This window comes from Actinoplanes sp. NPDC000266 (assembly GCF_042899005.1).
In the GTDB taxonomy this organism is placed as follows: domain Bacteria; phylum Actinomycetota; class Actinomycetes; order Mycobacteriales; family Micromonosporaceae; genus Actinoplanes.
In genome coordinates this window covers 355,212-381,032 of sequence record NZ_JBIAZI010000005.1, presented here as the reverse complement: position 1 = coordinate 381,032, position 25,821 = coordinate 355,212, and the positions used below count along the sequence as shown (strand labels likewise).

The 25,821-nt window shown below is 70.1% G+C and carries 32 protein-coding genes; 19 read left to right on the top strand and 13 right to left on the bottom strand.

What is annotated here, in order from left to right; translation table 11 throughout:
* The first annotated feature begins 164 nt into the window (after positions 1–164).
* Together ACFY36_RS22385 and ACFY36_RS22380 are read left to right on the top strand one after the other, a co-directional pair.
* Entirely contained in the window at positions 165–491 is a 327-nt protein-coding gene (locus ACFY36_RS22385) for a 4a-hydroxytetrahydrobiopterin dehydratase (RefSeq protein ID WP_498655441.1), read from the top strand.
* Between the two features lie 23 nt (positions 492–514).
* On the top strand, positions 515–877 hold the full coding sequence (locus ACFY36_RS22380; protein ID WP_498692377.1) for a PH domain-containing protein: 363 nt from the start codon (positions 515–517) through the stop codon (positions 875–877).
* On the opposite strand, the gene ACFY36_RS22375 is transcribed toward ACFY36_RS22380, so the two are convergent.
* The 5 genes from ACFY36_RS22375 to ACFY36_RS22355 form a co-directional block, all read right to left on the bottom strand.
* Positions 865–1,602, bottom strand: coding sequence for a Type 1 glutamine amidotransferase-like domain-containing protein (locus tag ACFY36_RS22375; protein WP_499747896.1), 738 nt, complete (start codon positions 1,600–1,602; stop codon positions 865–867). The two genes, ACFY36_RS22380 and ACFY36_RS22375, sit on opposite strands and share 13 nt — an antisense overlap.
* Complete coding sequence (locus tag ACFY36_RS22370) at positions 1,599–2,432, bottom strand: nucleotidyltransferase domain-containing protein (protein ID WP_499747895.1); 834 nt, start codon at positions 2,430–2,432, stop codon at positions 1,599–1,601. The genes ACFY36_RS22375 and ACFY36_RS22370 overlap by 4 nt, the downstream gene beginning before the upstream one ends.
* Complete coding sequence (locus ACFY36_RS22365) at positions 2,429–3,160, bottom strand: class I SAM-dependent methyltransferase (protein WP_499747894.1); 732 nt, start codon at positions 3,158–3,160, stop codon at positions 2,429–2,431. The genes ACFY36_RS22370 and ACFY36_RS22365 overlap by 4 nt, the downstream gene beginning before the upstream one ends.
* A 3-nt stretch (positions 3,161–3,163) precedes the next feature.
* Positions 3,164–4,057: a G5 domain-containing protein gene (locus ACFY36_RS22360; protein ID WP_499747893.1), complete on the bottom strand. Its 894-nt coding sequence runs from the start codon at positions 4,055–4,057 to the stop codon at positions 3,164–3,166.
* Between the two features lie 109 nt (positions 4,058–4,166).
* Complete coding sequence (locus ACFY36_RS22355; RefSeq protein WP_499747892.1) at positions 4,167–4,730, bottom strand: NADPH-dependent FMN reductase; 564 nt, start codon at positions 4,728–4,730, stop codon at positions 4,167–4,169.
* Between the two features lie 96 nt (positions 4,731–4,826).
* Here ACFY36_RS22355 and ACFY36_RS22350 point away from each other — a divergent pair, with 96 nt between their 5' ends.
* The gene (locus ACFY36_RS22350; RefSeq protein WP_499747891.1) at positions 4,827–5,312 is read left to right on the top strand and encodes a MarR family winged helix-turn-helix transcriptional regulator; all 486 of its coding nucleotides are present in this window, start codon (positions 4,827–4,829) and stop codon (positions 5,310–5,312) included.
* A gap of 8 nt (positions 5,313–5,320) precedes the next feature.
* On the opposite strand, the gene ACFY36_RS22345 is transcribed toward ACFY36_RS22350, so the two are convergent.
* Entirely contained in the window at positions 5,321–5,908 is a 588-nt protein-coding gene (locus ACFY36_RS22345; protein ID WP_499747890.1) for a TetR/AcrR family transcriptional regulator, read from the bottom strand.
* 62 nt (positions 5,909–5,970) lie between these two features.
* On the opposite strand from ACFY36_RS22345, the gene ACFY36_RS22340 reads away from it, so the two are divergent.
* The gene (locus ACFY36_RS22340) at positions 5,971–6,426 is read left to right on the top strand and encodes a GNAT family N-acetyltransferase (RefSeq protein ID WP_499747889.1); all 456 of its coding nucleotides are present in this window, start codon (positions 5,971–5,973) and stop codon (positions 6,424–6,426) included.
* A gap of 42 nt (positions 6,427–6,468) precedes the next feature.
* Here the strand turns inward: ACFY36_RS22340 and ACFY36_RS22335 are convergent, their stop codons facing one another.
* The gene (locus ACFY36_RS22335) at positions 6,469–8,214 is read right to left on the bottom strand and encodes a hypothetical protein (RefSeq protein WP_499747888.1); all 1,746 of its coding nucleotides are present in this window, start codon (positions 8,212–8,214) and stop codon (positions 6,469–6,471) included.
* A 269-nt stretch (positions 8,215–8,483) separates the two neighbouring features.
* On the opposite strand from ACFY36_RS22335, the gene ACFY36_RS22330 reads away from it, so the two are divergent.
* From ACFY36_RS22330 to ACFY36_RS22315, 4 genes are read left to right on the top strand one after another with little or no spacing between them, the layout of a single operon-like run.
* Complete coding sequence (locus ACFY36_RS22330) at positions 8,484–8,834, top strand: DUF2304 domain-containing protein (protein WP_245922758.1); 351 nt, start codon at positions 8,484–8,486, stop codon at positions 8,832–8,834.
* Positions 8,831–9,535: a glycosyltransferase family 2 protein gene (locus tag ACFY36_RS22325; protein WP_499747887.1), complete on the top strand. Its 705-nt coding sequence runs from the start codon at positions 8,831–8,833 to the stop codon at positions 9,533–9,535. The genes ACFY36_RS22330 and ACFY36_RS22325 overlap by 4 nt, the downstream gene beginning before the upstream one ends.
* Positions 9,532–9,939 (top strand): GtrA family protein, encoded by a 408-nt coding sequence (locus ACFY36_RS22320; RefSeq protein WP_499747886.1) that lies wholly within the window; start codon positions 9,532–9,534, stop codon positions 9,937–9,939. Before ACFY36_RS22325 ends, ACFY36_RS22320 begins: the two co-directional genes overlap by 4 nt.
* Positions 9,940–9,957: 18 nt before the next feature.
* On the top strand, positions 9,958–10,512 hold the full coding sequence (locus ACFY36_RS22315; protein WP_499747885.1) for a Uma2 family endonuclease: 555 nt from the start codon (positions 9,958–9,960) through the stop codon (positions 10,510–10,512).
* A gap of 4 nt (positions 10,513–10,516) precedes the next feature.
* Here the strand turns inward: ACFY36_RS22315 and ACFY36_RS22310 are convergent, their stop codons facing one another.
* The 3 genes from ACFY36_RS22310 to ychF are packed head-to-tail and all read right to left on the bottom strand — an operon-like array spanning position 10,517 to position 12,330.
* A complete protein-coding gene (locus tag ACFY36_RS22310) occupies positions 10,517–10,930 on the bottom strand; it encodes a hypothetical protein (RefSeq protein WP_499747884.1) in 414 nt (137 codons plus the stop codon).
* Entirely contained in the window at positions 10,912–11,196 is a 285-nt protein-coding gene (locus ACFY36_RS22305; RefSeq protein ID WP_499747883.1) for a hypothetical protein, read from the bottom strand. Before ACFY36_RS22305 ends, ACFY36_RS22310 begins: the two co-directional genes overlap by 19 nt.
* Positions 11,197–11,244: 48 nt before the next feature.
* Entirely contained in the window at positions 11,245–12,330 is a 1,086-nt protein-coding gene (gene ychF, locus ACFY36_RS22300) for a redox-regulated ATPase YchF (protein WP_499747882.1), read from the bottom strand.
* Between the two features lie 80 nt (positions 12,331–12,410).
* Here ychF and ACFY36_RS22295 point away from each other — a divergent pair, with 80 nt between their 5' ends.
* From ACFY36_RS22295 to ACFY36_RS22270, 6 genes are all read left to right on the top strand, one after another.
* Positions 12,411–13,856: a DNA-3-methyladenine glycosylase 2 family protein gene (locus ACFY36_RS22295; protein WP_499747881.1), complete on the top strand. Its 1,446-nt coding sequence runs from the start codon at positions 12,411–12,413 to the stop codon at positions 13,854–13,856.
* Between the two features lie 83 nt (positions 13,857–13,939).
* Positions 13,940–14,482, top strand: coding sequence for a methylated-DNA--[protein]-cysteine S-methyltransferase (locus tag ACFY36_RS22290; RefSeq protein ID WP_499747880.1), 543 nt, complete (start codon positions 13,940–13,942; stop codon positions 14,480–14,482).
* A 4-nt stretch (positions 14,483–14,486) separates the two neighbouring features.
* A complete protein-coding gene (locus tag ACFY36_RS22285) occupies positions 14,487–15,425 on the top strand; it encodes a LysR family transcriptional regulator (RefSeq protein ID WP_499747879.1) in 939 nt (312 codons plus the stop codon).
* Positions 15,426–15,573: 148 nt separating this feature from the next.
* Entirely contained in the window at positions 15,574–16,311 is a 738-nt protein-coding gene (locus tag ACFY36_RS22280) for an SDR family NAD(P)-dependent oxidoreductase (protein ID WP_499747878.1), read from the top strand.
* An 80-nt stretch (positions 16,312–16,391) separates the two neighbouring features.
* On the top strand, positions 16,392–18,929 hold the full coding sequence (gene valS / locus ACFY36_RS22275) for a valine--tRNA ligase (protein WP_499747877.1): 2,538 nt from the start codon (positions 16,392–16,394) through the stop codon (positions 18,927–18,929).
* Between the two features lie 66 nt (positions 18,930–18,995).
* Complete coding sequence (locus tag ACFY36_RS22270; RefSeq protein WP_499747876.1) at positions 18,996–19,541, top strand: hypothetical protein; 546 nt, start codon at positions 18,996–18,998, stop codon at positions 19,539–19,541.
* 2 nt (positions 19,542–19,543) lie between these two features.
* Here ACFY36_RS22270 and ACFY36_RS22265 read toward each other — a convergent pair whose 3' ends face one another.
* Complete coding sequence (locus ACFY36_RS22265) at positions 19,544–20,299, bottom strand: hypothetical protein (RefSeq protein WP_499747875.1); 756 nt, start codon at positions 20,297–20,299, stop codon at positions 19,544–19,546.
* A gap of 54 nt (positions 20,300–20,353) precedes the next feature.
* On the opposite strand from ACFY36_RS22265, the gene rmuC reads away from it, so the two are divergent.
* Positions 20,354–21,490: a DNA recombination protein RmuC gene (gene rmuC / locus ACFY36_RS22260; protein WP_499747874.1), complete on the top strand. Its 1,137-nt coding sequence runs from the start codon at positions 20,354–20,356 to the stop codon at positions 21,488–21,490.
* A 111-nt stretch (positions 21,491–21,601) separates the two neighbouring features.
* Here rmuC and ACFY36_RS22255 read toward each other — a convergent pair whose 3' ends face one another.
* Positions 21,602–22,570: a 4-hydroxy-3-methylbut-2-enyl diphosphate reductase gene (locus tag ACFY36_RS22255; protein ID WP_499747873.1), complete on the bottom strand. Its 969-nt coding sequence runs from the start codon at positions 22,568–22,570 to the stop codon at positions 21,602–21,604.
* 69 nt (positions 22,571–22,639) lie between these two features.
* Between ACFY36_RS22255 and ACFY36_RS22250 the strand changes: the two genes are divergently transcribed.
* From ACFY36_RS22250 to ACFY36_RS22235, 4 genes are read left to right on the top strand one after another with little or no spacing between them, the layout of a single operon-like run.
* Positions 22,640–23,122, top strand: coding sequence for a hypothetical protein (locus ACFY36_RS22250; RefSeq protein ID WP_499747872.1), 483 nt, complete (start codon positions 22,640–22,642; stop codon positions 23,120–23,122).
* A 48-nt stretch (positions 23,123–23,170) separates the two neighbouring features.
* A complete protein-coding gene (locus tag ACFY36_RS22245) occupies positions 23,171–23,722 on the top strand; it encodes a hypothetical protein (protein ID WP_499747871.1) in 552 nt (183 codons plus the stop codon).
* A gap of 9 nt (positions 23,723–23,731) precedes the next feature.
* Positions 23,732–24,958 (top strand): exodeoxyribonuclease VII large subunit, encoded by a 1,227-nt coding sequence (gene xseA / locus ACFY36_RS22240; protein ID WP_499747870.1) that lies wholly within the window; start codon positions 23,732–23,734, stop codon positions 24,956–24,958.
* Positions 24,955–25,158, top strand: a complete 204-nt coding sequence (locus tag ACFY36_RS22235) for an exodeoxyribonuclease VII small subunit (RefSeq protein ID WP_499747869.1) — start codon at positions 24,955–24,957, stop codon at positions 25,156–25,158. Before xseA ends, ACFY36_RS22235 begins: the two co-directional genes overlap by 4 nt.
* Before the next feature lie 4 nt (positions 25,159–25,162).
* Here ACFY36_RS22235 and ACFY36_RS22230 read toward each other — a convergent pair whose 3' ends face one another.
* Positions 25,163–25,717 carry a DUF4245 domain-containing protein gene (locus ACFY36_RS22230; protein ID WP_499747868.1) on the bottom strand — a complete coding sequence of 185 codons (555 nt, stop codon included), beginning with the start codon at positions 25,715–25,717 and terminating at the stop codon, positions 25,163–25,165.
* Positions 25,718–25,821 lie beyond the last annotated feature (104 nt).

Genomic DNA, 25,821 nt, shown 5'->3' with positions numbered 1-25,821 from the left:
AAAGTTTGCCGTTCCGGGTGCCCGAGCCGTCCCGATCGTCACGCAAACACATATATGTGGGCGTGGACATGCTTGTCCCGGAGAGCAAGACTGTGAGGCACCGACCATGACGACACGGCGACAGTTTGGCCACAAGCCGGCAACGACGCCTAGGGGGATGGGCGATGCGGGCCAGAAGACAGCGAGTGAACCGCTCCGACTACCTGACTGATGCTTTGACCGTGCTGAGCGAGTGGACGCGCGACGGCGTCCAGCTCCGCCGCGATCTCGCGTGCGACGACAGTCAGCATGCCGCATTGACGGAACGGATCAAGGTGGCAGCGGACACACTTCGCATTCAACCCAACATCAGGCGCACCAACGGTCACACTCAGATCTGCCTGGGTGATCGAGACGGCGACGCCCTCACGGACGGTGAGGTAACCCTAGCCGCCCGGATCGAGGACTTCTACCGCACGGTGACCGATACGCAGCTGACCAACCCGCAATAGCCCGTCGTCGCTACGCTCGCGCCATGAGCGAAGTGATCTACGACAGCAAGGGCCAGTACGAGCAGGTGCAGAGCGGCCTGCTCGATGGCGAGACGATCATCGCCGTCTACGACGCCATCGGCGCCGGCACCGGCTTCATCGGGCTGACCAACCGCCGCATCATCATCCAGGACAAGTCCTTCGTCGGTAAGCGCTTCGCGATCACGAGCATTCCGTACTCGAAGGTCAGCAGCGTGAGCGTGGTCAGCAACAAGAGCTGGGCCGGCCAGTTCTTCTCGACCGGCACGATCGCCATCACGGTCGGCACCCACACGTACGAGGTCGAGTTCCGCGGATCCGACAAGACCCACCACGTGCACAACGTGATCCTGCACTACGCCAGCTGAAGGACCCTCGTCGGCAGCGGCGTCTCCTCGATCGAGCCGTCGTCGCGGCGCCGCAGCGCGTAACCGCGCGGGCCCGGCCGGTCGGCCACGACCTCGGCCAGGGTCGTGCCGCGGTAGACCAGCGCGGCGCCGTCGTCGGTGGCGTAGCCGTCGCCGAGGGTGCCGTCGGCGATCAGCTCGTGCATCTTCGGCCGGCGCTGCTCCTCGGCGTCGTAGTGCACGCCGTTGCTGTACGGCAGCCAGCCCAGCCCGTCCGTGAACGCCCGCAGGTCCGGGCCGAAGCTGTCCGTGCTGCCGCCCTGATGCCAGCAGATCGAACCGGCCGAGACGCCGCCCAGCACCACGCCGGCCTGCCAGGCCTCGTGCAAAATCTCGTCGACGCCGTGCACCCGCCACAGCGCGCACAGGTTGGCCACGCTGCCGCCGTGCACCCAGATGATGTCCTGGCCGAGCAGGTGGGACCGGATGTCGGCCACGTTCGGCATCGGGATGAGCTGGAGATGGGAGGCGGCGAACTCGGTGCGGGCGAACGCGGCGTAGTGGGCGCCGATCATCCCGGGGAGGTCACCGCTGGCCTGGATCAGGAAGCAGATCCGCGGCCGGGTCACGTTGGCCAGCTCGGCCGCGAACCGGTGGATCTTGCCGGGGCGCCAGGCGAACTCACCGAAGCGGCTGGTCTCGAAGAAGGCGCTCGTGGCGAGGATGGTGGGCTCGTCGGCGGTCATCGCACCATCCTCATGCACGCGTCGGCGGTGTCGAGCACCAGATCGGCCGCGATGTCGATGGCCAGCCGCAGGCGCAGCGGATCGCCGTCCACGGCGGCGAAGGCCTTGTCGACCCGCTCGGCGAAATGCTCGGGAGCGCCGGGCAATGCGCCGGCCGCGGCGACCGCGCCCTTCTCGTTGATCAGCCACTGGCCGGCCCCGCCGTGCAGGGCATGGGCACACACTCCGGCCAGGCGGAACAGGCAGCCGGAGACGTACGCGCTGTCGCCGCGCGGTATGCCCTTGCGAGCCAGCATGATCAGGAAGTCGGCCTCCCACAGCCCGGCCACCAGTTCGCGCGAGAGCGCCGGCGGATAGACCCGCAGGCGCTCGCGCAGCCCCGCCACCTCCCCCGAGGGGTCGGCCAGGACCCGGGCCAGGGCGACTTCGCCGGCGTACGCGTGATCGGCGAACCCGAGCGGATGACCCGCCTGCGTGTGGAAGGCGTACTGGCCCTGCTCGACGGCGTCGCAGACGGCGGTGACCCGGTCGAGATCGCGGTAGATGAGATCGACCGCGTCGCCGCCGACCTCGAGCCAGCCGCCCCCGTCCACCCATGGTCCCCAGCCGCCGGGCGCGGTGACCTGGGCCGACGGCCCGGCTATGGCGCGGGCGGCCGCGGTCAGCCGGTCGACGTCGAGCGGTTGCCGGTAATAGAGCCCGAGGTCGGTGTCGGAGTCGGGCGTGTCCGTGCCCCGGGCGCGGCTGCCGCCCAGCACCACCGCGGTGATGCCGGGCACGAGCATCAACTCGGCGGCCATCGCGGTCAGCTGAGCCTCGGACAGGGTCATCGGCGCGCCTCGATCAGAACGCGGGTCGCGTGGGAGACGAACACGCCCTTCACGGTGATCTCCTCGTGGACGGCACGCAACCGGTCGCGGTACTTCTCGATGGTGAAGCCGGGCACGGTCCAGATCACCTTACGCAGGAAATACGCGACGGCGGCGATGTCATGGAATTCGGCGCGCAGCCGCTCATGCCGTACGGCAATAAGCTTCAGACCGGCGCCCTCAGCCGCCGCCGCGAGTTGCCCGGGGTGATTGTTCGCCGGAGGCGGAAGGGGCCCGAGCATGGCCTCCGACAATTCGCGGTTGCTGCCCGGGCCGATCTGCTGGGACAGAAAGACGCCGCCGGGACGCAGCACCCGGGCGATCTCCGCCCAGGGCGTGCTCACCGGATGACGGCTCACCACCAGGTCGAACGTCGCGCCGGCGAAGGGCAGATGATCGTCCGCCCGCACGACCTGGGCCGGCAGATGGCGCGCGGCCACCTCCGGTTGCCAGGCTTCCGTGGCGATCAGCCGGCGATTTCCAGGGGCTTTATTGATGGCGTACGCGAACACCTCGCCCCCGCCGGTCTGCAGATCGACCGCGGTCGTCGCGTGGGTCAGCCGCTCGGCGACGCGATCGGCGTAATGCCACGACGGGCGCTGTTCGGTGGCGCGGCCGTCGAACCAGGAGAAATCCCAGCCCTCGAGCGGAACGGCCGCGGCCTCAGCGAGAAGCTCGTCGAATGTCACGCCCTATTTTGTGGGCGCCCACTTCGGACCGCACCCGAGATTTCCGAGTGACTGGGCGTCGAGCAGCGCGATGTCCTGGTCGAGGATCGTGACCGAGCCGCCGAGCTGGACCGCGCTCTCGTTCCGGCAGTCGGCCGACCGGCCGAGCGGGAGGCAGAAGTCGTCGCAGCCCTTCGGCGGGCGGTGGCCCGCGCCCGGACCACCCGGACCTCCGGGACCACCCAGGCCGCCCGGGCCTCGCCGCGAACCGAACGCGATGACGCGGTGCTGCGGCTGCTTGGTGATCGTGCTGTCGAGCAGGCGGCGCTCGGTCTGCTTGCCGTCGGTGAAGGTGACCAGATAACGCAGCGTCTCCTCGCCGGGAACGCCTGCGGTCTGGATCTTGCGGGCGTCGCGCGGCAGCGACGGATCGCGCACGAGACGGGTCTGGAACGGGATCTCCCGCGTCTCGGTCTCCGTGCGAGTGGTCAGCACGGGACGCGGATCGCCGGCGGCCACCACGGGCGGCTGCTGCTGGTGCGGCTGCTGCGGCAGCTGTTGTTGCCGCGGCGGCAACTGCTGTTCCTGCTTGGACGGCGGGACCGCGACTCGCGCGGGCCCCTGCCGGGGCGTCCGCGTGGCCGTGCGATCGGCCTGATCGTTCACGCGGGGCAGGCTGGCCGCCGCGTCGTACTGGGGCTTCGCGTGGTGCGGGGCCGCCGGCGCCGGCGGATCGTTCGTGGCCGGCGAGGCGCCGGCCTGCCCGACGGCGGTGACGATCCGCGGGGCGGCGGGGTCGTCCCTGGTCAGGGCGGCGACGCCACCCACGGCGGCGGACGTCACGATCAGCAGCGCACCGCCGCCGGCCGCCATGCGGACACCGAACGGCAACCGGGCCCACCAAGACTTTCGTGGCATTTCAAGCAGTTGCTGTAAAGAGTCACTAGTTGTCTGGTTTTGCACCTTAGGCATTGTGCTGCCCGGGGCGGGGGATGCAAGCATCCCCCGCGTCGTGTCCTTTTTGATCTCAGGCGTTGCGGAGCGGCTTGAGGGCCGTGCTCCAGGCCACCGTCTGGTCGAGAACGGTGCCGAGGGCCGCCTCCTGGTGGGCGCCCGGCAGGAACTTGCTGTAGTTCTCGAAGTCGGTCGCGAGCGACAGCAGGACCTGGGCGCGGACGTCGGCCAGCATGAGCTCGCCGGCGATCAGGCGCAGGTGCTCGACGGCGCGGGCGCCACCGACCGAGCCGTAGCCGACGAAGCCGACGGCCTTGTTGTTCCACTCGGCGAACAGGAAGTCGATCGCGTTCTTGAGCGCGCCGGAGGTGGAGTGGTTGTACTCGGGGGTGACGACGATGAAGCCGTCGAAGGACGCGATCTTCTTGGCCCACTCGAGGGTGTGCGGCTGGCTGTACTGGCCCATCGACGGCGGGATCGCCTCGTCGAGGTGGGGCAGGTTGTAGTCGAGGAGGTCCACCAGCTCGAACTCGGCGTCGGTGCGCTTGGACGCGATGTCCAGCACCCACTTGGCGACGGCCTCGCCGTTACGGCCGGGACGCGTGCTGCCCAGGATGATGCCGATCTTGGTGGTCATGAGGTGCTCCGCTTCGTTGCTTCGAGGATCTGTGACGCTGACTAAACTTGCTACGTCAAAGAAGTATTCCTGCGGTCTGGCCGTACGATCAATGTCATGTCCGCCACAACACCCAACCCGGCACTGCCGCCGGGCCTCCACGCCCTGACGCCTTCGGAGGAGGCCGTCATGCGCGGAATCGGCCGGATGCTGCAACTGCTGCCCCGGCAGCTCAACACCGACCTGGAGCGCGAGCAGCGCATGTCGGCCAGCGAGTACAACGTGCTGCGCCACCTGTCAGAGTCCTCTCAGGGGCACATGCGGATGAGCGAATTGGCTCAGGCGTGCGACATGTCACTGAGCGGCATGACCAGGCTGGCGGCCAAGCTGGAGTCCCTCGGCTATCTGACCAGGGTGAAATGCGAGGACGACCTGCGGGGCTGGAACGCGGTGCTCACCGAGCGCGGCCTGGCCCGCCTGCGTGAGGCGTGGCCGACCCACCTGGCCAGCGTCCGCCGACACATCTTCGACCACCTGGGCGGCATCGACCTCGACAAGTTGGCCGCCGCCCTGAACGAGATAGCCGGCGACGCCCCACGCTGAGCCGGCGACTAGCTGAGCTGATACGCCTCCAGGGCGGCGGCCAGCATGCGCTCCTGCGCGGGCGGCGGGTAGGCGGCGGGGTCGGCCGCGGCGAAGGCGGCGGCGCCCTCGGCCATGGCGATCAGACCGAGCGCCACATCGGACACCCGCACCTCCGGCCAGTCCGGCGCGGCCGCGCCGACCAGTCGTTCCACGCGCGCCCGCCAGGCATGGTTGTTGGCCCGGTGCATCTCGACGAGCTCGTCGTCGGCCACCGCGGCCGCGAGGAAGCCCATCCAGACGATGCTCTCGTGCCGGGTCTCGGCGTCGAGCGCGAGACCTTGACGCAGCACCTCACGTAGAGCGGCCCGCGGTGACGGCGCGTCCCGCTCCAGCGCCTCGACCCGGGCGCGGGTCTTCTCGTGCAGCAGCTGCCGGGCATGTCGCAGCAGCGCCTGCCGGTTGGGGAAGCGATGCATGACCAGCCCGGTGGTGCATCCGGCGGCCGCGGCCACCGCCCGTACGGTCAACCGCTCCAGCCCCTGCTCCCCCAGCACGTCCCAGACGGCGCGGGACAGCGCCGCTTCCTGCCCCTTCTTGTCGGCCGTCCGTGACATACCCGCTCCCCCTTCTCCGTAACGGATGTTACCGTAACGCTTGTTACGACTGGGAGGCGCGGATGACCACCATCGAAGAGCGGGGCTGGGACGATCCGGCCGGGGCGGCGTTGCGCGCGGCTCAGCGGGCCGAGCTCGACCAGCGCTACGGCTGTGACGACCACGAGCCCGGCACACCGCCGTCGGCCGCCGACATCGACCTCTTCCTGGTCGCGCTCGACGACGAGGGGCGGCCCCTGGGCTGCGGCGCGCTGCGCCGGCTGGACGACGACAGCGCCGAGGTCAAGCGGATGTACGTGGTGCCCGGGAGCCGTGGCAACGGCACGGCCACCGCGCTGCTGCGCGCCCTGGAGGACGCCGCCCGGGAGCGGGGCTGGACCACCCTGCGCCTCGAGACGGGCCCGGCCCAGCCCGACGCGATCCGCTTCTACGAGCGGGAGGGCTACCGCGAGATCCCGCTCTTCGGGTCGTACATCGGCTCCGGCCTTTCCGTCTGCTACGAGCGGACGCTGGCCTGAAAAGCGGACGGCCGCCGGGGCGTACCCGGCGGCCGTCTTGTCCTATTGGCGTCGCCAGACGCCGACCTGGGCGTCGTAGAGACCCGAGCCCTTCAGCAGCTTGAAGCCGAACTGGGCGGCGGGCCACTGTAGATCGGGACGCGAGGGCAGGTAGCGGCCGATCACGACGTCGACGTCGGCCGGCGGCTTTCCGCCCTTGGGCAGGAAGGTGACGTCCTGCCAGTAGACGTCGTGGTACATGACGAAGTAGCCCTCGTTCGTCATCTTGGCGCTGAAGGCGACCTTGTCACCGGGGCCGACGCCGAGCTCCCGCAGGTTGAGCCCGATGCTGAACTTCTGGCCGAGCGGCTCGATGATGCGGTCGCGCATCACCACCATGGTCACGGCGTTGGCCACGACGATCAGTGCCAGCGTCGGGATCGCCAGCTGGCGCATCCGGGTGAGTGCCACGATCACGGCCAGGCCGATCAGGCCGATCGCGGTGCCGACCAGCGGGCGGAAGTGTGTCCATCCGGCCGTGATGGTGATGATGTCGGGGCCGCCGAAGGTGCCGTACGACAGCTTGTGTCCCTGCTCGGCGACGTGGTGCAGGCGATAGGCGATCAGGCCGCCGCCGGCCGCCAGGACCAGCACGGGCACCACCGCGTATCTCGCCACCGCGCGCAGCCGGCTGTCGACCAGGACGGCGAAACCGAAGAGGATCCAGAACGGGACGAACGTCTGCACGTAGCGCGAGTAGATCGCGTCGGCGTTCACCGGCAGGCCGGCCAGGATCAGCGCCGCGCCCAGGGCCACGCCGAGCGTGCTGAACAGGGCCAGACCAGCGGTCCAGCGGTACGCCACGTCGCGCTTGGGGCGGAACATCTCGGAGGTGGCCACCGCCCAGCCGATGCCGGCCAGACCGGCCGTCACCACGCACATGTACCAGATGTTGGTGCCGAGCGAGCCGAAGAAGACCTGGAGCCGCTGGACGCTGGTGAAGACCTCGAGGGTGCCGCCGCCGACGATGTCGCCGCGGACGTGCACCTTGTCGCCGAGCAGCACGATGATGATCTGGTTGAGCACGACCAGCAGGACCAGCGGCACGACCGACAGGCCCGCCATGCGCCAGGTCGCCTTGCGCCGGTAGAGCAGGAAGGCCAGGAACGCGAAGAAGACGACGGCCAGGATGGTGCCGCGGATGTGCACCATGTAGAGCACGCCGGTCAGCACGCCGACCGTGATCGCGGCGCCCTTGCGCGCCGGCTCGCCGAGCCACCAGTGGACGGCCAGGAGCCAGCCGAGCATGAGCGGCGCCATCACCGCGTCGGTCATGCCCACCAGCGACCAGAAGGTGCCGGCCGGCATGGTGGCCGCGACGAAGGCGGCGGCCAGCGCGATCCAGGTCTTGAGCCCGAACATGCGGCGGGCCAGCAGGTACGCCAGCGGCAGCGACAGGGCGCTGATGGCCGCGTTCACGACCTGCACGATCTTGTACGAGGTGGTGAAGTCGAGCCCGAACAAGAAGGCGGGCGAGATCAGCAACGGATATCCGACGCGGCGGAACAGCGGGGTCTCCGAGCTGAAGCCGCCCGGGCCGCCGGCGATCGCGCGCGCGGCGTTGATGTAGCTGTCCTCGTCGGTGTGCGCGATGGGGTGGGTGATCGGATTTCCGAGCCAGAGCCGCCACAGCACCCCGGCCAGCCAGCCGAGGGCGAGAACGCCGATGATGATCCATCGGATGCGGCCGGAGCTGTCTTTCGCCGCCGTCGCTTCGCGCTGCGCGGGCGGCATGACCTCTGTCGTCATGGTGGTCGTCTGATTCTTCCTGCCTGGGGCGCCGGTGGCGTCAACCAGCGAATGACCGGCGAACGGTAGCAGCATCGGTCGCGCGCCACTGTCCCGTTGTCGTGTGTGGCACAGCCCGCGCACAGACAGACCGTGGTCATTTGCCTGTTGTATACCTATACGTCGCTAAAAATCCCCAAGCCTCGATCTCTCGAAAGTGGCCTGTGTGCGGTAGTGTCCGCTCGCTAAGACCGCGGGGACAGCGGGGGAAATCAATGAGACTAACTTTCGTGACGGCCACGACCGGCCTCGTCATGCTGGTCGTGATATTCGAGTTGCTGCGGCGGCGGCAACTGCGTGAGAAATACGGCGCATTGTGGCTGCTGGTGGCAGTCGCCGTGCTTCCGCTGGCGTTCATTCCGACACTCCTCGACGGGCTGTCGTCCTTCCTGGGCATCGCGTCCGGACTGAGCCTGTTCCTGTTCGCGAGCGTCGTCTTCCTGCTGCTGGTGGCCGTGCACCTGTCGTGGGAGAGCAGTCGCCTGGAAGAGGAGACCCGGAGCCTCTCCGAGGAGATTGCCCTACTTCGGGCGGATGTCGCCGAATTGCAGGAATTGCGGGAGAAAGTGAAAACGCCGTGACCGTCACTACGGAACGCGTGCTGACGATCCTGCCCGCTTGGAACGAAGCGGAATCGATCGCCGCGGTCATCAAGGAACTCCAGCAAGAAGTCCCCGGAATGGACATTCTGGTTGTTGACGACTGTTCGCACGATGCGACGGCCGCGGTCGCCCGGCAGGCCGGCGCCAAGGTCGTCCGGCTGCCGTACAACCTGGGCGTCGGCGGCGCCCGCCGGCTCGGCTACCGGTACGCGGTCGAGCACGAGTACGACGTGGCCGTGCAGATGGACGCCGACGGGCAGCACGATCCCCGCTACATCAACGACATGATCGAAGCCCTTTCCGACGCCGACCTGGTGATCGGCGCCCGGTTCGCCGGCGAGGGCGTCTACAAGGTCGCCGGCCCCCGGCAGTGGGCGATGAAGCTGCTGTCGAAGGCGCTGTCCGCGATCGCCCGCACGAGGCTGACCGACACCACCTCCGGCTATCGGGCCTGCCGCGGCGAGCTGATCAACTTCTACTCGCGCAACTTCCCGGTCGAATACCTCGGCGACACGGTCGACACGATCGTCCAGGCCAAGCGCTCCGGATACGTGATCAAGCAGATCCCGGTCTCGATGCGCCCCCGCCAGGGCGGCACGCCCAGCAACTCGCCGTCCAAGGCGATGATCTACCTGTTCCGCTCCGGTCTGGCGCTGCTGCTCGCCCTGGTCCGCCGATGACGGCGGGCACCGACCTCGGCCAGACCGCGCTCCGCATCACCCGCAGCAGCGGCTTCCGCTTCCTGATCGTCGGCGGCACCAGCGTGGTCGTCGACGCGGGCCTGCTATGGGTGCTGCACGGCGTGGTCGGCATGTGGTTGGAGCCCGCCACGGCCCTGGCCTTCCTGGCCGGCTTCCTGGTGAACTTCCTGCTGAACCGGCAGTGGGCCTTCGCCTCCACCGGCCGCCTGCATCACCAGCTGGCCAAATATCTGGCCCTGGTCGCGGTCAACCTGCTGATCACGGTCCTGCTGGTCAAGTTCCTCACCAGCCTCGGCCTCATGTACCTGATCGCCAAGGTGCTGACCACAGCCGCCCTCTCCACGATCAACTACTTCATCTCCAGGAAGTGGATCTTCATCTGACCTGGAGGCGGTGACGACATGACCGCGGCACCGCAGTGGCGTGCCGACGACCTCGACCGGCTCCCGGAAGCACCGCGTCACATCGAGCTGATCGACGGAAGGCTCGTCTTCCGAACCTGCCCTCAGCACATCCGGCACAGCCGACTGGTCACAGCGCTGTTGCGCTACTTGGCGGAACAGGCACCGGAAGGCTTCGACGCCGAACTGGAGATGACGATCCGCCTCGACGAGCGGAACAGCCTCGAGCCGGACCTTCTCGTCACAACGGCGCCGTACGATCCCGACCGCACCTACTTCACACCTGACACGGTCGCCTTGGTGGTCGAAGTCGTCTCGCCGGAGTCGGCACACCGCGACCGGACGATCAAGCCGCGCAAGTATGCGCGGGCCGGCATCGCAAACTACTGGCGCGTCGAAGACGAGACGGGATCGCCGGCGGTCCACACCTACGAACTCAACGAGCCCATGCGGTCGTACGCCCCGACGGGCATCCACCGACACCATCTGCGCACCGCGACGCCGTTCCCCATCGAGCTCGACCTCGACAATCTGCTGCCCGGCCACAAAGGCTGAGAACTCACACCGCCACGAGCCGGACGCGATCGCCGCAGAGCTTGGCCATGTCGTCGATGTCGGAAGTCAACATGACCACCGGGCGATGCTGGCGCAACGCGGCCTCGGCGACCGCCGCATCGATCGCGTACTTGTGCCCATGTAAGCCGGCAGCCAGCAACAGCCTGGACGCCGCCCTTGCCTCCTCGTCGCCCACCGGAACCACTCGCAACCCGGAAAGTATCCAGTTCAGGCGAGCTGTGTTTGTGCGGGCATGGACGGCCTCGATGATGGCGAGTGCGCTGATCACCGCCTCCATGCCACGCGAGCGCGCCTCGGCAGTCAGTGCCACCACCGACTCGTCGTCGGAGAGCAGCTTCGAAAGCCCTTCGCTGTCGAGGACCAACGTTCCTTCGTGGGTCAGCTTGCGGCGGGCCACTCTTCCTCCCCGGCGAACGCCTCGTCGAAGACCTGTCGTGCTCGCTGACGAGCGTCCTCGGAGACCGGCCCCTTGCGGCTCTCATAGTCGGCCAGGTACTCGTCGAGCACCTGGCCGCGCAACTCCCGCTCGACCGCCCCGGCAATGAACGCGGAGAACTCTCGCTTACCCACCCGTGCCCGGATGGCCTCAGCGGTCCCCTCAGGCAGCGACAGGCTCACCCTCGTCGCCGGCCCTTCGCCGATGCGGTACGCCGCTTCGCTCATCACCCCAGTTTGTCAAACGAGTAGGAAAACCACCACGTCGAACGGGAATCAGACGTTGAAGCGGAACTCCACCACGTCGCCGTCCTTCATGATGTAGTCCTTGCCCTCCATGCGGACCTTGCCGGCGGCCTTGGCGGCGGACATGGAGCCGGCGGCCATCAGGTCGTCGAAGCTGACGATCTCGGCCTTGATGAAGCCACGCTGGAAGTCGCTGTGGATGACGCCGGCCGCCTCGGGGGCGGTCGCGCCGACCGGGATCACCCAGGCCCGGGCCTCCTTGGGGCCGGCCGTCAGGTATGTCTGCAGGCCCAGCGTGTCGAAGCCGACGCGGATCAGCTGGTCGAGGCCGGGCTCGGTCTGGCCGGTCGACTCCAGCAGCTCCTTCGCGTCCTCGGGCGACAGGTCGATCAGCTCGGACTCGATCTTGGCGTCCATGAAGACGGCCTCGGCCGGGGCGACGAGGGCGCGCAGCTCGTCGAGGAACGTGGCGTTGCCGAGCTCCTCCTCGTCCACGTTGAAGACGTACAGGAAAGGCTTTGTCGTCAGCAGGTGCAGCTCGCCCAGCAACTCCACGTCGATGCCCGCCGCGGCGGCGCCGGCGTGCAGTGTCACACCGTCGTTGAGCAGCTTGAACGCGGCCTCGGCGGCGGCCACCACGGGTGCCCGGTCCTTCTTGAGCTTCGCCTCTTTCTGCAGGCGGGGCAGGGCCTTCTCCACCGTCTGGAGGTCGGCCAGGATCAGCTCGGTGTTGATCGTCTCGATGTCGTCGGACGGTGAGACCTTGCCGTCGACGTGCAGCACGTTCGGGTCGGAGAACGCGCGTACGACCTGGCAGATGGCCGACGCGTCGCGGATGTTCGCGAGGAACGCGTTGCCGCGGCCCTGACCCTTGGACGCGCCGCGGACCAGGCCGGCGATGTCGACGAAGCTGACCGGCGCCGGGATGACCTTCTCGCTCTTGAACAGCTCGGCGAGCTTCTCCAAGCGCTCGTCGGGCAGCCCGACGACCCCGACGTTCGGCTCGATCGTCGCGAACGGGTAGTTCGCGGCGAGCACGTCGTTCTTGGTCAGGGCGTTGAACAGGGTGCTCTTGCCGACGTTGGGCAGGCCGACGATTCCGATGGTGAGGCTCACGGAGCGTCAGTCTACGGGGTCCATGGCCATGTCCGAATCCCGCCAGCATTCCCCCGGCCCGGAAGCGCAGACTCGACGGCATGGAACTGGACTTCGAACGGTGCTACCGAGCCGTGGACAGCCGGGACCAGCGCTTCGACGGCTGGTTCTTCACCGCCGTTACCAGCACCGGCATCTACTGCCGCCCGTCCTGCCCGGCGATCACGCCGAAACGGGAGAACGTGCGCTTCTATCCGAGCGCGGCCGCCGCCCAGCGTTCCGGCTTCCGCGCCTGCAAGCGCTGCCGCCCGGACGCCGCGCCCGGCTCACCCGAGTGGGACGCGCGGGCCGACCTGGTCGGCCGGGCGATGCGCCTGATCGGCGACGGTGTGGTCGACCGCGAGGGGGTGCCGGGCCTGGCGAGCCGCCTCGGATATACCGAGCGTCATCTCAACCGGCTGCTCACAGCGGAGCTCGGCGCCGGTCCGCTGGCGCTGGCGAGGGCCCAGCGAGCGCAGACGGCGCGCATCCTCATCGAGACCACGAGCCTCGGCCTGGCCGAGATCGCGTTCGCGTCCGGTTTCGGCAGCGTTCGCCAGTTCAACGACACCATTCAGGAGGTGTACGCCCAGGCGCCCGGCCAACTGCGGGCACGGCGGGCGAGCGGTGTGGCGGACGAGCCGGGGACGATCACCGTACGGCTGGCCTACCGCTCGCCGTTGCACGTGCCGGCGCTGCTCGACTTCCTCGAGGCGAGGGCGCTCCCGGGTGTCGAGGAGCGCGACGGGGGGACGTACCGCCGAGGTCTGTCCCTGCCTCATGGAAGCGCGACCGTGGCGCTGACCCCGGCCGACCGGTTCGTGACGGCGACGCTGCGGCTCGGTGACGTGCGTGACCTGGCGCCGGCCGTGGCCCGATGCCGGCGGCTCTTCGATCTGGACGCCGACCCCGACGCCGTCGATGCCACGCTGGGTGCGGACGTCGCGCTTGCTGCGGCTGTCGCACAAGAGCCGGGTGTACGGGTGCCACGCGCGGTCGACGGTTTCGAGATGGCCGTGCGGGCGGTCGTGGGCCAGCAGGTCTCGGTGGCGGGGGCGCGCACGACCCTGGTCCGGATGATCCGCGCGGCCGCCGCCTTCTCGGCGGCGACCAGCGACGTTCCGTCGGTGACCGGTGCTTTTCCGACGGCGGCCGTTGTGGCTGAGCTGCCGGATGCAGCGTTCGGGATGCCGGTGGCGCGGCGGGAGTCGATCCGGGCGCTGGCGGCGGCCGTGGCCGACAGCAAGATCGATCTGGAGCCGGGCGCGGATCGCGCCGAGACCGTCGCCCGCCTGCAGGAACTCCCCGGGATCGGCGCGTGGACCGCCGGATATGTCGCGATGCGGGCGATCGGCGACCCCGACGTCTTCCTGCCGACCGATCTGGCCGCACGGCGCGGAGCCGCGGCTCTGGGCCTGCCGACCACGCCGAAGGCGCTCGCCGCGCACGCCGAACGGTGGCGGCCATGGCGCTCATACGGACTTATCCGGCTGTGGAGAGCCGCCTGACGACTTATCCACAGCCCCACCAAGATCTTTCCCCACGGCCCGTACGACCGGGCCAGGCTGGACCACGACCCCAGGAGGACCCGATGTTGAAGTACCGCACGCTGGACACTCCCACCGGCCCGCTGACCGTGATCGTCTCTCCGTCCGGCGCCGTGCGCGCCGCCGGCTTCACGACCGACGTCGCCGACCTGATGAGCCTGGTCCATCCGAGTCTGCGGGCCCCGGCCGAGCCCGCGGACGACGTCGGGCCGGTCACCGGGCACGTCCGGTCCTATTTCGACGGTGACCTCGCCGCGCTCGACGCCGTGACCGTCGAGCAGCGCATCGGTGGCACCTTCATCCGGCACGCGTGGAAGGTCATGCGCGAGATCAAGCCGGGCACCCCGGTGACCTATTCGGAGTTCGCGCGCCTGGCCGGGCGGCCGGCCGCGATCCGGGGCGCGGCGTCCGCCTGCGCCCGCAACCCGGTCGCGCTCTTCACGCCCTGCCACCGGGTACTGCGGCTCGACGGCACGCTCGGCGGCTATCGATGGGGCCTGCCGGTGAAGGAGTGGCTGCTCGCCTTCGAAGATCCCGATCGGGCCGGCCAGGACACCTCGAGGCCGGCGGCGGGTGTGATGCGATGAGCCGATGGAGCTTCGCGAGATGCGGGTGTTCGTGGCCGTCGTCGAGGAGGGCAGCCTCTCGGCGGCGGCCCGCCGGCTCCGGCTGAGCCAGCCCGCGGTGTCCCAGGTCGCCGCCGCTCTCGAGCGCGAGCTCGGTACGGCGTTGCTGATCCGGGGCGCCACGGGCGTCCGGCCGACGCCCGCCGGCGCGGTGCTGGCCGACGAGGCGCGGGCGGTTCTCGGCCGCTACGAGCGGGCGATCGCCGCCGTCACACGCGAGCCGGGCGCCGCCGATCCCGCGCTGCGGCTGGGCCTGCCGCTCGAGGTCCGGTTCGAGTTGCTGGCCGGGCCACTCGCGGAGTTGGCGCTGGCCGGGCCGCCCCTCCGGGTCGAGCCACGCCACTTGTCGACCAGCGCTCAGCTCGCGGCGCTGCGGGCGGGCGAGCTCGACCTCGGCCTGCTGCGGGAGCGCGCCGAGGGCGACGACCTGGACGCGCTGCGCATCGGCACCGAGCCCCTCGGCGTCCTACTGGCCCGCCGGGTGGCCGAGGAGATCGCCGACCCACCCGCGGGCCGGCTGGGCGGTGCAGGCGGCGGGTCGGGCGCTGTGCGGCTGGAGAGGCTGGTGGGACTTCGGTGGCTGAGTTTTGCGCGGGCGGACAGTCCTGCCTGGTTCGACGAGATCGTGGCGGTGCTGCGCAGTCATGGTCTTCGGCCGACCGCTGACGTTGCCGGTAGTCAGGCGCTGATTCCGGAGGTGAAGTTGACCTCGGTGCTGGCCGGGGACGTGTTCTCGCTCGCGCCCGCGGACTGGCCGCAACCACTGCCGGCCGAAGTGGTGTGGCTGCCGCTTGCCGGTTCCCCGCTCGTGCGGCGTACGTGGGCCACCTGGCGGGCCGACTCCCGGCGGCGGGATCTCGGGCGGCTGGTGGCCGCCCTGGAACAGCCGGGGGGACCGGTCTAAGCGGAACTGATGGGGGGCATAAGGAGAAACCGACAACTACCACGGAAGTGGACATTCGCTCGTGCGGTTGCACCGGGCGGATCGGGCGCGCCGCGCTCGGCCGTTGAGAGAGCCGTCGAGAGAGCCGTCGAGAGACAGGTGCATTTCCGTGAAGCAGGAACTGTCCGGCACCATCGCCCTTGTCACGGGCGCCACCAGTGGGATCGGGCGGGCCACCGCCGCCCGGCTGTCCGAACTGGGCAGCCATGTCGTCCTCAGCGGGCGCGACCGTGATCGGGGTGAGGCCGCCGTCGCGCTGATCCGGGCCGCGGGTGGCAAGGCCGACTTCATCGCGGCCGATCTTCGGGACGAGGGGAGTGCGCGGGAGCTCGCGCGGGCCGCGATTCGGCTCGGCGGGCGGGTGGACATCTTGGTCAACAACGCCGGCATCTATCCGTTCGCGGCCACCCACGAAGTTACCGGCGCCCAGTTCGACGCGGTCTACGACATCAACGTGCGGGTGCCGTTCTTCCTCGTCGCCGAGCTCGCGCCGGCGATGGCCGCGCGCGGGCACGGGGCGATCGTCAACCTGAGCACGATGGTTGCCGGGTTCGGCATGCCGGGCGCCGCCCTCTACGGGTCGAGCAAGGCCGCCATCGTGCTGCTGACCAAGGCCTGGGCCGCCGAATACGGGCGGTCCGGCGTTCGGGTCAACGCGGTCAGCCCGGGGCCGACCGCCACCGAGGGGACCGTGGACTTCGGCGACTCGCTGGCCGGGGCCGCGCCGGCCGGGCGGATCGCCGACCCGGCCGAGATCGCCGACGCGGTCGCCTACCTGGTCAGTGATCGGGCGTCCTTCGTGCACGGAGCCGTCCTGCCGGTCGACGGTGGGCGCCTCGCCGTCTGAGAGCCGGGCCGCGCGGGGTGTGGGCCGGGTCGCCGTTTTATCGGCGGCCCGGCCCGCCGTTTCGCCGTAGCATTCCGCACATGACTGATACGGGAACGACCGGACGCGCCGGTCTCCCCGAGCGGCCGTCACTCGACGGGCTCGAGGACAAGTGGGCGCGCACCTGGCAGGAGGAGGGCACGTATGCGTTCGACCGCTCGAAGGAGCGCTCGGATGTATACAGCATCGACACGCCTCCGCCGACCGTATCGGGCGAGCTGCACATGGGGCACGTCTTCTCCTTCACCCACACCGATACGGTCGCGCGGTTCCAGCGCATGCGCGGCAAGGCCGTCTTCTATCCGATGGGCTGGGACGACAACGGCCTGCCGACCGAGCGGCGGGTCCAGAACGTGTACGGCGTCCGGTGCGACCCGGCGCTGCCCTACGACCCGGCCTGGGAGCCGCCCGCCACGCCACCCAAGCAGCCGATCGCCATCTCGCGGCGCAACTTCGTCGAGCTGTGCGGGCGGCTGACCACCGAGGACGAGAAGGCCTTCGAAGCGCTGTGGCGCACGCTCGGCCTTTCCGTCGACTGGGGCCTGACCTACACGACGATCGGACGGCACTCGCAGGCCGTCTCCCAGCGCGCCTTCCTCAACAACCTGGCACGCGGCGAGGCGTACACGTCCGAAGCTCCGACGCTGTGGGACATCGGATTTCGCACGGCGGTCGCGCAGGCCGAGCTCGAGGACAGGGAGCGCCCGGGGGCGTACCACCGCCTGCGTTTCCACGGGCCGGACGGCCCGGTCGAGGTCGACACCACCCGGCCCGAGCTGCTGCCGGCCTGCGTCGCGCTCGTCTACCACCCGGGCGACGAGCGCTACGAGGGGCTGACCAGCGTCCGCACGCCGTTCTTCGACGTCGAGGTCCCGGTCAAGGCCCATCCCATGGCCGCCATCGACAAGGGCACCGGCATCGCGATGGTCTGCACGTTCGGCGACATCACCGACGTCACCTGGTGGCGCGACCTCCAGCTCGAGACGCGGGTCGTCCTCGGGCGCGACGGCCGCTTCCTGGCCGACCGCCCGGCGGACGTCCCCGAGGCGGCGTACCGGGAGTTCGCCGGCCTGACCGTCAACGCGGCCCGGCGTGAGATCGTCCGGCTGCTCACCGAGTCGGGCGACCTGATCGGCGAGCCCCGGCCGATCACCCATCCGGTCAAGTTCTACGAGCGGGGCGACTCGCCGCTCGAGATCGTCACGAGCCGGCAGTGGTTCGTCCGCAACGGCGGGCGCGAGCCCGAGCTGCGGGAACGGCTGATCGCGCGAGGCCGGGAGCTTCAGTGGTTCCCCGAGCACATGCGGCACCGCTACGACCACTGGGTGAACGGGCTGACCGGTGACTGGCTGATCAGCCGGCAGCGTTTCTTCGGGGTGCCGATCCCGGTCTGGTACCGGCTCGACAACGCTGGCGAACCGGACTACGACCAGCTTCTCATACCGGACGAATCTGCACTGCCGGTCGATCCCTCCTCGGAGTGTCCGCCCGGCTTCGACGAGTCTCAGCGGGACGTCCCGGGCGGCTTCACGGCCGATCCCGACGTGATGGACACGTGGGCCACCTCGTCGCTCACCCCGCAGATCGTCACCGGCTGGCAGCACGACGACGACCTGCACCGGCGCACCTTCCCGATGGATCTGCGCCCCCAGGGACAGGAGATCATCCGCACCTGGCTGTTCTCGTCGATCCTGCGGGCCGACCAGGAGAGCGACGTCCTGCCGTGGAAGACGGCCGTCCTCTCCGGCTGGATCCTCGACCCCGACCGCAAGAAGATGTCCAAGTCCAAGGGCAACGTCGTCACGCCGATGGACCTGCTGGTGCAGAACGGCTCGGACGCGGTCCGGTACTGGGCGGCCAACGGGCGGCCCGGCGCCGACCTGGCCTTCGACCCGGCGCAGATCAAGGTCGGCCGGCGGCTGGCGACCAAGCTGCTCAACGCGTCGAAGTTCGCGCTCGGGCTGGGCGCGGCCGAGGCGCTGCGGCAGCCGGTCACCGAGCCGCTCGACCGGGCGATGCTGACCCGGCTCGCGGCGGTGGTCAGCGCGGCCACCGAGGCGTTCGACCGTTACGACCACACCGACGCGCTGCAGACGACCGAGACCTTCTTCTGGACGTTCTGCGACGACTACATCGAGCTGGTCAAGGAGCGGGCGTACGCCGAGGGGACCGGAGCCGACTCGGCCCGGGCCGCCCTGGCCGCGGGGCTGTCGGTGCTGCTGCGACTGTTCGCGCCCTTCCTGCCCTATGTGACCGAGGAGGTCTGGTCGTGGTGGCGGTACGGCTCCGTGCACAAGGCGACCTGGCCGACGACGTACGAGCTGACCCGGGTCGCCGGCGAGGGTGACGCGAGCCTGCTCGACCTGGCCGGCGACGCGCTGCGCCAGGTCCGGCGGGCCAAGAGCGACCGGAAGCTGTCGATGAAGGCCGACGTGCCGCTGGCCGAGGCGCTCGGGCCGGCCGAGTTGCTCGACAAGCTGGGGCTGATCGAGAACGACCTCAAGTCGGCCGGGCGCATCGCCAAGCTGGACAGACTGCCCGGACGTACGCCGGAACTGGTCATCGCCAGCGCCTTCTGAGCGGAGGTGGTCCCGGCTCTGGCGAAAAGCCGGAGCCGGGGCCCCCGGCAGGGCAGCATGAGAGGCATGATCGCGCCTGACCAGGTGGAGGCGCCCGCACGCGACGCCGTGCTGTTCCGGTCGTCGCCGGTGCGGACGTTCGTCACCGTCTTCCTGCTGCTGATGCTGTCGTTCGCCCTCGTCTCGCCGATCATGGCATTGGTGACGGGCGGAACCGGGAACCCGTGGTGGCACACCGCGTTCCAGGCCGGGGCCGTCGCCGTCTTCGGGGCGGCGTGCTTCGCCTACTCGACGCGGGGCTCCCTGAAGACGTGGGTGCGGGTCTCGTCGGGCGGCCTCGAACTGGCCGCGCAGGACAGCGACCCGATCCTGCTGGCCTGGGAGGACATCGCCTCGGTGGAGGTACGCCGGGACCGGCTGCGCAACGTCCTGGACGTCACGCCGGTCGACCTCGACAGCGTGCACCCGGTGCAGGGACAGCGGGTCGGCTGGCCGGCCATGACCGAGACACCGAGCGGCACCGGATTCACGGCCGACCTCAGCGAGATCTGGCCGGGCCCGCGGCGGCTACGCCGCGAGCTCGCCAAACACCTGCGCCAGACGTCGGGCTGACCTCAGAAGTCGCCGCCGCCGAAGTCTCCGCCACCGAAGTCGCCGCCGCCGCCCCAGTCGCCGCCACCCATGTCGCCACCGCCCATGTCACCGCCGCCGAAGTCACCGGCGGCGTCGGCGTAGCCGTCCTGGAAACCGTCGCCGTAGCCCATGTCGCCGAAACCGGGCGAGAACAGGGCGTCGAAGATCAGCAGGCCACCGAGGGCGCCCGCGCCGGCGCCGAGCGCGGTCTTCCACACCGGCGTCGAATACCAGCCGGCCGGAACCGGGCGGCCCTGCACGCGGCCGCCGGGGTAGTAGTAAGGAGTGTCGGCGCCCGGCTGCGGGCCCGCCTTGTAACTGTGGCCCTGGACGTTGACCTCGCGCTCCTTGGTCAGCTGGCCGACGCCCTGCGCGCTCGCCAGCGGCGGCAGCTCGGGGCCGGGGTCGAGGCCCATCGCGATGCGGCCGGCCCGCACATATTGCAGGCCCTCCAGAGCCGACTCGCGCGCCAACTCGTACTGCCGGACGGTGTTGGCCTGTTGTAGTTGACCTCCGGCGGCGTTGTAACGCTCGCCCGCGTCGGCCAGGGCCTGCTGCGCGGCGGCGTCACTGCCGTGCAGGTTCATGAGCTGACCGCCGAGCCGCTCGTACCACCGCTGGGCCTCGGCCCGGGCGTCCTCGAGCCGCGTTTGCTGAGATGCCGCCCCGTTCCGCCGCGCCAAGGCGATCACGAGAACGACCACGACGATGATGGCCAGAATCAGCAACACGCTCATGTTCCAACGGTACCCTCGCGAATCACGTCGGAGCTGTCTGGCAATCTCCGTCATGTGACTGTCTCGACGCTGGCCGTGGTGCTCCTCTGTCTGGCCGCCGGGGCCGCGATCGGCTGGTTCGCCGCGCGGCTGCGGGCGGCCGCCGACATCGCCCGGCTCGAGGCGACCGTGCAGGCCCGCGCCGACGGCGAGGAACGTCTCGAACAGTCGATGCGCGCGCTGTCGTACGAGGCGACCGCTCAATCCCAGGAGGCGGTGGCCCGGGCCGTGGCCCCGCTGCACGAGACCCTGCGCCGCTATGAGCAGCGGGTGGCCGAGCTGGAGCGGGAGCGCGTCGACGCGTACGCCGAGCTGCGCGAGCAGGTCCGCTCGATGAGCGAGGTCTCGGGCGAGCTCCGCACGGAGACGAAACAGCTGGTGGCGGCGCTGCGGACACCGCAGGTGCGAGGCCGCTGGGGCGAGCACCAGCTGCGCCGCATCGTCGAGGCGGCCGGCCTGCTCGAGCACTGTGACTTCGCCGAGCAGGTGACGGCCACGACCGACAATTCGGGTGTACGTCCTGACCTCGTGGTCCGGATGCACGGGGGCCGCACCGTGGTCGTCGACGCCAAGGCGCCGCTCGAGGCATATCTGTCGGCCCTGGAGGCGCGCGACGAGCGCACCCGCGACGCCCACCTGAACCAGCACGCCCGGCACCTGCGGGCCCACGTCGACGCGCTGGCGGCCAAGGAGTATTGGACGGCCTTTGAGCAGTCCCCCGACTTCGTGGTGCTCTTCCTGCCGGCCGACCCGTTCCTCGACGTGGCCCTGCGGCACGACCCGACGCTGATGGAGCACGCCTTCCGGCGCAACGTCGTGCTGGCCACGCCGGCCACGCTGATCGCGATGCTGCGCACGGTCGCCTACTCGTGGCGGCAGGAGGCGCTGGCCCGCAACGCCGTGGCCGTGCACGGGCTGGCCCGCGAGCTCTACGGGCGGCTGGCCACGCTGGGCGACCACGTGGGCAAGGTCGGGAGTGCGCTCGGGGGCGCCGTCACGGCGTACAACCGGGCGGTTGGTTCTTTGGAAGCCCGCGTGCTGGTCAGCGCACGAAAGCTGGCCGAGATGGGCGTCTCCGACGACGAGATCGTCACGCCCCCGCAGATCGAGGTCGCCCCCAGACAGCCTCAGTCGCCCGAACTGATCGACTGACAGCCTCGCCCTCCCCGGGGGCCCCCGTCCTGCTCCAGTCTGACGGATTTGAGCGGCGGGAAGGGGGCCGAGCGGGCGAGCTGTGGACAACCGGCGGCCCTGTGGAAAACCTCAGGCGCGTGCGGCCGCGGCCTTCATGTCGCGGCGGAGCTCCTGCGGCAGCGAGAAGGTCAGGCGCTCCTCGGCCGTCGTGAACTCGGTGACCTCGCCGAAACCGCGCGCCGCCAAGTGGCCCAGCACCTCCATGACCAGGTCTTCCGGGACGCTGGCGCCGGAGGAGACGCCGACCGTGGTCGCGCCCTCGAGCCACTCGTCCTTGATCTCGGAGGCGTAGTCGACCAGGTGGCCGGCGCGGGCGCCCGCGTCGACGGCGACCTCGACGAGACGTACGGAATTGGACGAATTAGTCGAACCCACCACGATGACCACGTCGCACTCGGGGGCGATCTCCTTCACCACGTGCTGCCGGTTCTGCGTGGCGTAGCAGATGTCGTCGCTCGGGGGCGACTGGAGCAGCGGCAGGCGGGTCTTGAGGCGGGCGACCGTCTCCATCGTCTCGTCGACCGAGAGCGTGGTCTGCGAGAGCCACACGACCTTGGACGGGTCGCGGACGACGACCTTGTCGACCGAGTCGGGGCCGTCGACGAGCTGGATGTGCTCGGGGGCCTCGCCGGAGGTGCCGATGACCTCCTCGTGGCCCTCGTGGCCGATGAGCAGGATGTCGTAGTCGTCGGCGGCGAACCTTTTCGCCTCGTGGTGCACCTTCGTCACCAGCGGGCAGGTCGCGTCGATGGCCTTGAGGTTGCGGCTCTTGGCCTGCTCGTGCACCTCGGGGGCGACACCGTGGGCGGAGAAGACGACGGTGGAGCCCTCGGGCACCTCCTCGTTCTCCTCGACGAAGATCGCGCCGGCCGCCTCGAGCGTGCTGACCACGTGTTTGTTGTGCACGATCTGCTTGCGCACGTAGACGGGGGCGCCATAGAGCTTCAGCGCCTCCTCGACGGTCTGCACCGCACGGTCGACGCCGGCGCAGTAGCCGCGCGGCTTGGCCAGCAACACACGCTTCCGGGGCTCAGTCACCCGGCCATGGTACGTGGATCCCTCTCACGCATGCTTCTCTGCGATCCGCGCCACAGGCATACTCGTGCGGTGATCGTGACTCGCGCCTTCGGCGGCCTGCGCTTCGCGCTTGGCGCGTTCTCGCTGGTCGTGGGCCTGACCTGGATACTTCTCAATCTGCATTCGGCCAGTTACCGACTGGATCTGCTGGTCGGCTCGGTGTTGGCCGCGGGCGGTCTGGTGCTGCTCATGCCGCATCGCATCCACCTGCCCGGCCGGGTCACCGCGATCGTCATGTCCGCCTCGGCCGTGGTCGGGGCGGCCGCCGGCCTGGCCGCGTCCAAGGCACAGCTGTGCTGCATGTTCGGCTACGTCGTCGATCGCGGCTGGCCGTTCAGTTGGGCCAGCCGCGGCGCCTCGGCCGACGACGCCGCGACCGCCGTCCGGCTGGCGGCCGACGCCGACTGGACGGTCAACGTCGTCTCGCTCTTCGCCGATCTCCTGCTTTTCTCGTACGCCGGGTTGCTGCTCCTGGTGATCGTCGTGGTGGCCCGTCGCTCGAAAATGGGATAACAACCGATTTGCCGGTGACTTCACCTTTCGGCCGGGATACTCAGATTCATGCCTGAGGCCGACCCCGGACTCCTGGCGGGAGCGGCCACCACGCTGCGCCTGATCATCGGCTGGGCCTTCACCGCGCTCGCCCTGCTCAACCTCGCCATGGGTCTCGACTCGTTCGCGTACGGCCTGTTCCACGTCGTGCTCCTGCTCGCCGGGGTGACGCTGCTCGGCCTCCAACGGGTGGGCGGCCGCCCGGGGCGGATCGCGTGGATCGCCGGCTCGGCCGTCGCCGTGCTCGGCCTGGTCGTCTCGACACTGCCGAAGAGCCAGGTCAACTGCTGTTCCTCCGAGTACGGGGTCACGCACGGTTTCCCCTTCACCGTGCTGGCCCGCGATCCCGGCGGCTGGCATGCCGACAGCGTCCGGACTGTCTACGACCTGCTCTTCTGGGCGTTGGCCGGCATGCTCGTGCTGATCGCCGTCGCCCGCCTCACGCCCGCGCCGGCGCACCCCGCCCCGATCTCACCCTCGCGGCCGCCGGCAACGAACGATCATGCCGAGGAACGCGGGACGCGCACCGCGGACGACGAGAATGTCAGAGGGCTTCCGTAATCTGGCCGGGTGAGTGAGCCAGCAGGAGCCAAGAGCACCGCCGACGAGCCGTGGCCGGTGCGCGTCGTCAGTCAGAAGGTCGGCGCCTGGATCTCCAAGCTGGGCTGGGTCTGGATCGACGGGCAGGTGGCCCAGATCAGCCGCCGCCCCGGCTCCAGCGTGGTCTTCCTGACCCTGCGCGACCCGTCGGCCGACCTGAGCCTCACCGTGACCGCCCACCGCGACGTGCTCGACGCCGGCGCGCCCGAGCTGGCCGAGGGCGCCCGGGTCACGCTGCACGCCAAGCCGGAGTTCTACCCCGCCCGGGGCACGCTCAGCCTGCGCGCCGACGAGATCCGCCAGGTCGGCCTGGGCGAGCTGCTGGCCCGGCTCGACCGGCTCAAGAAGCTGCTGGCGGCCGAGGGCCTGTTCGCCCGCGAGCGCAAGCGCCGCCTGCCGTTCCTGCCCGGGCGCATCGGGCTGATCACCGGCCGGGCCAGCGCGGCCGAGCGCGACGTCCTGATGAACACGCGCCGCCGCTGGCCGGCCGTCGACTTCCGGGTGATCAACGTGCCGGTCCAGGGACCCACGGCGGTCCCGCAGATCATCGACGCGCTCAAGGTGCTCGACAACGACGAGACGATCGACGTCATCGTGATCGCCCGGGGCGGCGGCAGCGTCGAAGACCTGCTGCCCTTCTCCGACGAGGCGCTCTGCCGCGCGGTCTTCGGCGCCCGGACGCCGGTGGTCAGCGCGATCGGCCACGAGACGGACGCGCCGCTGCTCGACTACGTGGCCGACCTGCGCGCCTCGACGCCGACCGACGCGGCCAAGCGCATCGTGCCCGACCTGGCCGAGGAGCGGCAGCTGATCGACGTGGCCCGCCGCCGACTCGAGCGGGCGGTGCTCACCCTGGTCGACCGCGAGACCCATCGCCTCGAATCATGGCGCTCGCGCCCGTCGCTGGCCCGCCCCGAGCTGATGGTCGACCAGCGTGCGGCCGACGTGACGGCCCTGCGCGACCGGGCCGTCCGCAGCCTGGAAAACCGCCTGCGCCGCGCCGACGACGACCTGCGGCACACGGTGGCCCGCCTGCGCGCCCTGTCACCGGCGGCGACGTTGCAGCGCGGCTACGCGATCGTCCAGCGCGCCGACGGCCACGTGGTCCGCGCCGCCGACGACGTCAAGACCGACGACCTGGTGAGGGTGCGGCTCGCCTCGGGCGAGTTGCAGGCAGTCGTAAAGGAGAACGAATGAGCGACGACAAATTGAGCTACGAGCAGGCCCGCACCGAGCTGGCCACGGTGGTGGAGCGGCTGGAGCAGGGCGGCAGCTCCCTGGAGGAGTCACTGGCGCTGTGGGAGCGCGGCGAGAAACTGGCCGACGTCTGCCAGCGCTGGCTCGACGGCGCCCGGGAGCGCATCGACGCCGCCCGAGCCGCCCGCTCCGAGGACTGACCCGTCAGCGCAGCGACTCGGCCATGTGCTCCAGCTGGTCGACGTCGCTCTTGCCGATGACGATGACCGTGCGGGTCTGGTCGGCCAGGACCAGGGCCTTCTCGCCGGGGCGGGTGTCGTAGAGGCGCCAGACGCCGGCGTCCGAACGGAACTCGCCGGCCGGCTTGGCCTCCTTGGTGAGCTCGGTCGGGAGCAGGGTGGCCGAGGGGATGTTGCTCTCGACGAGTTGAAGGGCGTCCTTGTCCGGGTCGACGTAGCCGATCCGGAGGGTGGCGCCGGCGGTCTGGCGGCGGAAGGTCGCGGCTGACACGTGCCAGTCGTCGCCGAGGCCGGTCGGTTGCAGGACCGGGAAGATGTTGGCGCGCTGGGCCTCCTGCAACGCGGGCGCCGGGTCGACCGTGATCGGCGCGTCGCCGTTCAGCACGGTCCGGTAGAAGACCAGCAGCAGCGCGATCGGCACGAGCAGGACCAGCAGCGACATCGCCATGTCCTTGGGCGACCGCGCCTGCCCACGCTCCAGCCGCGCCGGCGCCTCGGACTGCTGCCCGGCCTCGTCCACAGTCGCAACCGCCGAGGGGGCGGGCGCGGAGGAGGCCGGCGCCGTAGAGGGGGCGGGCGCGGAGGAGGCGGGCGCCGTAGAGGGGGCGGGCGCAGAAGACGAGG

Coding starts and splice junctions, on each gene's coding strand:
- ACFY36_RS22265 (WP_499747875.1), bottom strand. CDS start 20,299: ATGAGCGTGTTGCTGATTCTGGCCATCATCGTCGTGGTCGTTCTCGTG.
- ACFY36_RS22320 (WP_499747886.1), top strand. CDS start 9,532: ATGACGGCGGGCACCGACCTCGGCCAGACCGCGCTCCGCATCACCCGC.
- ACFY36_RS22340 (WP_499747889.1), top strand. CDS start 5,971: ATGACCACCATCGAAGAGCGGGGCTGGGACGATCCGGCCGGGGCGGCG.
- ACFY36_RS22235 (WP_499747869.1), top strand. CDS start 24,955: ATGAGCGACGACAAATTGAGCTACGAGCAGGCCCGCACCGAGCTGGCC.
- ACFY36_RS22375 (WP_499747896.1), bottom strand. CDS start 1,602: ATGACCGCCGACGAGCCCACCATCCTCGCCACGAGCGCCTTCTTCGAG.
- ACFY36_RS22270 (WP_499747876.1), top strand. CDS start 18,996: ATGATCGCGCCTGACCAGGTGGAGGCGCCCGCACGCGACGCCGTGCTG.
- ACFY36_RS22385 (WP_498655441.1), top strand. CDS start 165: ATGCGGGCCAGAAGACAGCGAGTGAACCGCTCCGACTACCTGACTGAT.
- ACFY36_RS22350 (WP_499747891.1), top strand. CDS start 4,827: ATGTCCGCCACAACACCCAACCCGGCACTGCCGCCGGGCCTCCACGCC.
- ACFY36_RS22345 (WP_499747890.1), bottom strand. CDS start 5,908: ATGTCACGGACGGCCGACAAGAAGGGGCAGGAAGCGGCGCTGTCCCGC.
- ACFY36_RS22360 (WP_499747893.1), bottom strand. CDS start 4,057: ATGCCACGAAAGTCTTGGTGGGCCCGGTTGCCGTTCGGTGTCCGCATG.
- valS (WP_499747877.1), top strand. CDS start 16,392: ATGACTGATACGGGAACGACCGGACGCGCCGGTCTCCCCGAGCGGCCG.
- ACFY36_RS22355 (WP_499747892.1), bottom strand. CDS start 4,730: ATGACCACCAAGATCGGCATCATCCTGGGCAGCACGCGTCCCGGCCGT.
- ACFY36_RS22305 (WP_499747883.1), bottom strand. CDS start 11,196: ATGAGCGAAGCGGCGTACCGCATCGGCGAAGGGCCGGCGACGAGGGTG.
- ACFY36_RS22290 (WP_499747880.1), top strand. CDS start 13,940: ATGTTGAAGTACCGCACGCTGGACACTCCCACCGGCCCGCTGACCGTG.
- ACFY36_RS22285 (WP_499747879.1), top strand. CDS start 14,487: ATGGAGCTTCGCGAGATGCGGGTGTTCGTGGCCGTCGTCGAGGAGGGC.
- ACFY36_RS22315 (WP_499747885.1), top strand. CDS start 9,958: ATGACCGCGGCACCGCAGTGGCGTGCCGACGACCTCGACCGGCTCCCG.
- ACFY36_RS22295 (WP_499747881.1), top strand. CDS start 12,411: ATGGAACTGGACTTCGAACGGTGCTACCGAGCCGTGGACAGCCGGGAC.
- ACFY36_RS22380 (WP_498692377.1), top strand. CDS start 515: ATGAGCGAAGTGATCTACGACAGCAAGGGCCAGTACGAGCAGGTGCAG.
- ACFY36_RS22245 (WP_499747871.1), top strand. CDS start 23,171: ATGCCTGAGGCCGACCCCGGACTCCTGGCGGGAGCGGCCACCACGCTG.
- ACFY36_RS22370 (WP_499747895.1), bottom strand. CDS start 2,432: ATGACCCTGTCCGAGGCTCAGCTGACCGCGATGGCCGCCGAGTTGATG.
- ACFY36_RS22335 (WP_499747888.1), bottom strand. CDS start 8,214: ATGACGACAGAGGTCATGCCGCCCGCGCAGCGCGAAGCGACGGCGGCG.